Source organism: Acinetobacter sp. YH12039 (assembly GCF_013420015.1).
Lineage (GTDB): Bacteria > Pseudomonadota > Gammaproteobacteria > Pseudomonadales > Moraxellaceae > Acinetobacter > Acinetobacter amyesii.
Window position 1 is genome coordinate 1 of record NZ_VOZA01000126.1, and the last position, 1,355, is coordinate 1,355.

Annotated in this window: 3 pseudogenes; 1 reads left to right on the top strand and 2 read right to left on the bottom strand. The window is 40.5% G+C overall.

Features of this window, described 5'->3' with window-relative positions:
• Positions 1–75 (top strand): annotated as a pseudogene (locus FTT98_RS17780) (IS6 family transposase); the annotation flags it as partial.
• Between the two features lie 53 nt (positions 76–128).
• Here the strand turns inward: FTT98_RS17780 and FTT98_RS17785 are convergent.
• Together FTT98_RS17785 and FTT98_RS17790 are read right to left on the bottom strand one after the other, a co-directional pair.
• Positions 129–1,169 (bottom strand): annotated as a pseudogene (locus FTT98_RS17785) (IS256 family transposase); the annotation flags it as partial.
• A gap of 58 nt (positions 1,170–1,227) precedes the next feature.
• Positions 1,228–1,355: pseudogene (locus tag FTT98_RS17790) on the bottom strand (AraC family ligand binding domain-containing protein); the annotation flags it as partial.

The window sequence follows — 1,355 nt, forward strand, 5'->3', positions numbered from 1 at the left end:
GGCCAGGCCTCAGCATTTTATTATGGTGATCCCCTGGGCGAAATGCGCCTGGTAAGCAGAGTTTTTGAAATGTAAGGCCTTTGAATAAGACAAAAGGCTGCCTCATCGCTAACTTTGCAACAGTGCCGTTTGCGGAATTGACGATGTACGGCTTCAACGGCATTGGTGGTGTAAATCGGCTTCCTAATCGCTTTAGGGTATTTGAAATAGGCGGATAGTAGATGCCATTTGGTACGCCATGACTGAATGACCACACCATATTTTTCGCCCCATTTTTCTTCTAGCTCATCCAGTGCTACTTCTGCCGCCCCTTTGGTATCAGCACGGTAAATTGGCTTTAAATCAGCCATAAATGCCTTCTGATCTTTACTGGCAACATAGCGTAAAGAATTACGAATTTGATGAACGATACACAGTTGTATTTCTGTTTGAGGGTAAATCGCTGCTATGGCTTCGGGGAAACCTTTTAGTCCATCTACACAGGCAATCAGAATATCCTGAACACCACGATTTTGTAGGTCTGTCAGTACACTCAGTACACTAAGCCAATGGTTCGCCCCTTCGCTTTCCGATAAATACAAGCCGAGTAGTTCCTTCTTACCTTCAACATTTAAAGCTAAAATGGTATAGATCGCTTTGCTCACATAAACACCTTTATCCTTCACTTTGTAATGTATGGCATCTAACCAAACAAAGGGATAAATTGTATCGAGTGGGCGTTGTTTCCATGCTTGTAACTGAGGGAGGAGCTTATCTGTAATATTGGTGATAGCACCATCTGAAATCTCCAATCCATACATATCAGCAACATGCTTTTGAATATCACGATAGCTCATACCAAGTGCATAGAGTGATATGATTTTATTGTCAATTTCTTCTGATAATTTGGTCTGGTTCTTTTTAACTAACTGTGGCTCAAATTCACCATTTCGATCTCTAGGGGTTTCAAGCTCAAATGAACCTGATGTAGATTTTACTGTCTTGCGAGTATAGCCATTGCGGCGATTACCTTGTTTCGGATTCGCTTCAATGTAATTCTCGATTTCTGCTTCAAGAGCAGCTTCGGTCAGTTGTTTAATTAAAGGGGTGAGTATGCCATTTTCTCCAGTCAGTGCTTGTCCTGACTGGAGTTGTTTTAAGGCTGTTTCAAAATCAAATGTAGTTGCCATAATGCATCATTCCTATTTTTAACAGTTTAAGGAAATGACACAGTTTTTTGAACACTACCGGTTCAAGCATGAAAGTTTGACCTTGATAGCTATCAATAATTTTTTTTCTACAATTGAATTGTTGATGTCCTAACTCTGTTACCCCTATAAGATAACTTGAGTGTAGATGAGGATCGTATGCAAAGC